General features: G+C 39.5%; 4 protein-coding genes. All 4 read left to right on the forward strand.

Translation table 11 applies throughout. The features are described 5' to 3' along the window. On the forward strand, window positions 1-1,267 hold a 1,267-nt coding region (locus tag CVD23_RS21700; RefSeq protein ID WP_257988622.1), incomplete at its 5' end, for a GH-E family nuclease. Window positions 1,268-1,283: 16 nt separating this feature from the next. Continuing rightward, the gene (locus CVD23_RS21420) at window positions 1,284-1,766 is read left to right on the forward strand and encodes an ankyrin repeat domain-containing protein (RefSeq protein WP_101578362.1); all 483 of its coding nucleotides are present in this window, start codon (window positions 1,284-1,286) and stop codon (window positions 1,764-1,766) included. Window positions 1,767-1,886: 120 nt separating this feature from the next. Continuing rightward, window positions 1,887-2,780 (forward strand): hypothetical protein, encoded by an 894-nt coding sequence (locus CVD23_RS21425; RefSeq protein ID WP_142382842.1) that lies wholly within the window; start codon window positions 1,887-1,889, stop codon window positions 2,778-2,780. A gap of 14 nt (window positions 2,781-2,794) precedes the next feature. Then, entirely contained in the window at window positions 2,795-3,178 is a 384-nt protein-coding gene (locus CVD23_RS21430; protein ID WP_101578359.1) for a hypothetical protein, read from the forward strand. Window positions 3,179-4,140 lie beyond the last annotated feature (962 nt).

Below are 4,140 nucleotides of genomic sequence, written 5' to 3' on the forward strand. Positions count from 1 at the left end.
CAGCCATATGGCGGCCCCATACAACGCCGTCGGATTCACCGGAAAATCGTATGACGCGAAAGCCGGGCTGGTTGACTTTGGTGCAAGATGGTACAGCCCGAACGAAGGACGCTTCACGACGATGGACACGTTTGCAGGATGGTCGAACCAGCCGTTGACTTTGAACCGGTACAGCTATGTCCATAACAATCCGGTCAACTTTACGGATCCATCAGGACATTGTGAAACGACGAGTGATTCAGACGATACGTATTGCATCCCGAAACCGAAACCACCAACGGGCGGAGGGAATGGCGGAAGCACACCACCTCCACCAGCACCTAAACCAAAACCAGGTGCTGGTGGATCCGGTGGATCTGGAGGAGGCAAAGGCGGAAGCGGAGGATCCGGTGGATCTTCAGGAGGATCTGGAGGCGGAGGCCCAGTAGCACCACCACCGCCACCACCTGTACCAACCCTGGCAGAATTGATTGCCATGGCCAGAACAAATTATAATGGGTTAGCTGGAAGCATCCCTCGTTATAATGGCAACAGCTATTCAGGATATGGTTATGGATATAGCTATGGATACAGTCCTGGTTTTGTTAACTGGTCGGAGTTTGGTGGCGGCATAGCCGATGGGGCAAAATCAACATGGGCCGGGCTAAAGTATCTGGTTAAGCATCCTGTAAAAACTGGTACTCATATACTTAAACTAGGAACGGGCATACCACATCCAGAACTTATCAAATATAAGTATAATGTTGCGAAAACTATCGTTTCAGATGCCAGGAAGTATATAGATGAAAGTTCCGGATCCAGGGTGGCTGGAAGAGCCACGTTTGAAATAGCATCAGTCCTTGTAGGAACAAAAGGCCTTTCAAATGTGACCAAAGTGGGTAGGGTTGCAAAACCGGCTGCGGTGGCTAGAGAGAATGTTGGAGTTAGTTTGAGACTTGAGGATACGGTAAAACCTAAACCGTACTCAAACCCGAATAGAAGACCAAATTACGGAAAAGGTCAAGTAGATATAGTCTGGGAAAATGCTAAGGATATCGATGGAAAAGTATATGATCCAAATACAGGGGAAGAATTGTTTTGGGATAAAAGTAAGTCAAGAGCAGGTCAATGGGACATGGGGCACACACCAGAAAATAAATATAGCAATTGGCATGAAAAATATATTAAAGGTGAAATCACCAAAGAAGAATTTTTAGATTGGTATAGAAATCCAAACAATTACAGACCAGAAAGTCCTTCTACGAACAGAAGTCATAAATATGAATAACGAGGAGCTCAAGTATATGCCGACAAAGAATGCAGACATTTTTACATTAGCTAAGTTTGGGGATTTAGAAACATTTACGAACAAGTTTGATATTGATGATGTCAATAAAAAAAGTGAAAACGGCTCTGGTTTATTACATTATGCTATTTCAGGTAATAAATTTGATATTGCTTTATTTCTTATTAATAACAACATTGATGTTAATATGATAAATTCTGACGGTCAAACTGCATTACATCTTATTTGTATCAATCAAGATTTAAATGTTGCTAAAGAGTTGTTGGAAAGAGGTATAGATATAAACTTAAGAGACAAATATGGTAATAATGCTATGTGGACTGCTGTATTCAATTGCAAAGGTAAAAATTACGAAATGGTTGAATTATTAATGACATATAAACCTGATATTTTCACTAAGAATAATGTTGGAAGGTCTCCTTTAGATTTTGCAAAGCAAGTAGGTAATGAGAAATTAATAAATATATTGTTAAAAAAATAGCATGTCATGATAGTGTTGCCTTGTTTGGTGTTTAGCCTTTCAAGGCTTTTTTATGGCTAAAAAAATTTTACTGTGTCTCGATTGACCCGAACACCAAATATGTGATCATAGACCTCCCAAATGAACGAAGGAGATGGTGGCAGCACACCGCCGCCACCACCAGCACCAACCCTGGCAGAATTGATTGCCATGGCCAGAACAAATTATAACGGTTTAGCTGGAAGCATCCCTCGTTATAATGGCAATAGCTATTCAGGATATGGTTATGGATATAGATATGGATACAGTCCTGGTTTTGTTAACTGGTCGGAGTTTGGTGGCGGCATAGCTGATGGGGCAAAATCAACATGGGCCGGGCTAAAGTATCTGGTTAAGCATCCTGTAAAAACTGGTACTCATATACTTAAACTAGGAACGGGCATACCGCATCCAGAACTTATCAAATATAAGTATAATGTTGCGAAAACTATTGTTTCAGATGCCAGGAAGTATATAGACGAAAGTTCCGGATCCAGAGTGGCTGGCAGAGCCACATTTGAAATAGCATCAGTCCTTGTAGGAACAAAAGGCCTTTCAAATGTGACCAAAGTGGGCAAGGTTGCAAAACAGGCTCCGATGGCTGGAGATAACATCGGCATTAGTTTGAGACCTAAGGGTACGGGTAACTTTGCTAATAAGAATTTTGCTTCTAGAGATTTACTAGAGTCTCATTACGAAAAGCATGCCGTTAAAAACAATGAATTCCATGGTGCTTATAGTAATGCAGATGAATATATGCAAGGGGCTAGGGATGTTATGAGCAGTGGCACAAAGGTAGTATATCAATATAAAGGTGAAACTCGAACAGGTTACGTGAAGTTTATGGGTAACTCTCGTAAGGGGGAAGCAAAATTTGAGTTTGTAGGAACAAATGCCAATGGTGATGTTACAACGTATCATGTCAAACGCGGTGAGGATTTATGGAAATTGCTAAATAACAATAAACGCGATAAGACAATTAACCCTATGGAATAAGGTGATTGCTTTTCATGCAATATACTGCAAAATTAATAGAAATAAGTCCTTTAATTGAAGAAGAAGCTGTACTTGAAATTAATGGACAAAGAATAGTTGCTTTTATCAATAACTGTCCTTTTGAGATAATTCAAGGAGGACAGTACCTAGTTGAAATGGAATTGGCTATACTTGATGACTTCGTAATTTCTAAGATTGATTCAGGTGAAAAAGGTATTGAACAGATAGGAGATAGTTTTTCGCATTTTATAAGAGGTACCTTGAATATTGATACTGGTAATATAGACGCAGGCATAATATTCGAGGTAGATAGTGAATTTCTTTTCGACTATGGATATCTTCATAATCAAAACGTACAAATTCGGGTAGATAGATTAAGCGTTGATTTTATTGGGTGATATGATGAACGAACCTTGATTGGCTAAGTGCCTTTCAAGGTTTTTTCTTGAACCGAAGATTTAAAAAACACTGATTTTGAATCAAAAGCTCATGATGGTTAACTGACACAGTAGATTGGTTGCAGTGAATTTAAAATAAAACTACCGCACATACTACTCGCTTTATATTGCACACGAGAATGACAAAGCCCGTTATGTTAAAGGGAGAAATTAACTAATACATAAAGCAAATGAACATAAAAGAAAAAAAGAATTTATTGAGAGGACAACATGAACTATGCCTTTATGAAATTCATTACTCATGAAGGTAACACCATCATGGAGTTTGGTTGTAAAAGTGAGATAGGGTGACAAGTACGATAAATAGGCGAGATGACATTTTACATGGCAGGGGTAGTTATGCATGGATGGCTAAAAAACTAACGAGAATGACAAAGCTCGTGGTGATAAACTATGGCTAACGTAAAAAAGGTGTTCATACTCTGCGTCGGTTTATAAATTATGGGTTGTATTTTTACTAGAGACGGTCGTATAATACTCACTATTCGTTTAAAGAACGTTACATAAATTGTAATTTTCGTAACGGAAGGGTGACAAGTTGAATACTTCGGGGTCGTTTCATATGCGCGCGTGCAAAAGATGTATACAGCTTGGAAATATTACGACGATGAAATCAAATCACTTGGTGAAGAAAAATGGACGGAATACTGTCGTTTCAAATTAAAGCAACAGTGGAGGTAAATTAAAATGAAGCAACTGCTGAAGAACCGGTTTCAACAGAGACCGCATCTTCAGCGCCTTCCAGTGCCGAGATAAAAGAATCAGCGCAAAAAGAAACGAAGAAACCTAAGGAAAAGCAGACGAAAACACCATCATCAAAAGAAGAGGAAAATGGAGTCGTCGCTTTTATTCAAGAAAAGCTGAACGCCATTGCGGAAGCGATCGCCGACTTTTTCAAAAGC

This window comes from Bacillus sp. V33-4 (assembly GCF_002860225.1).
GTDB classification, from domain to species: domain Bacteria; phylum Bacillota; class Bacilli; order Bacillales; family Cytobacillaceae; genus Bacillus_BJ; species Bacillus_BJ canaveralius.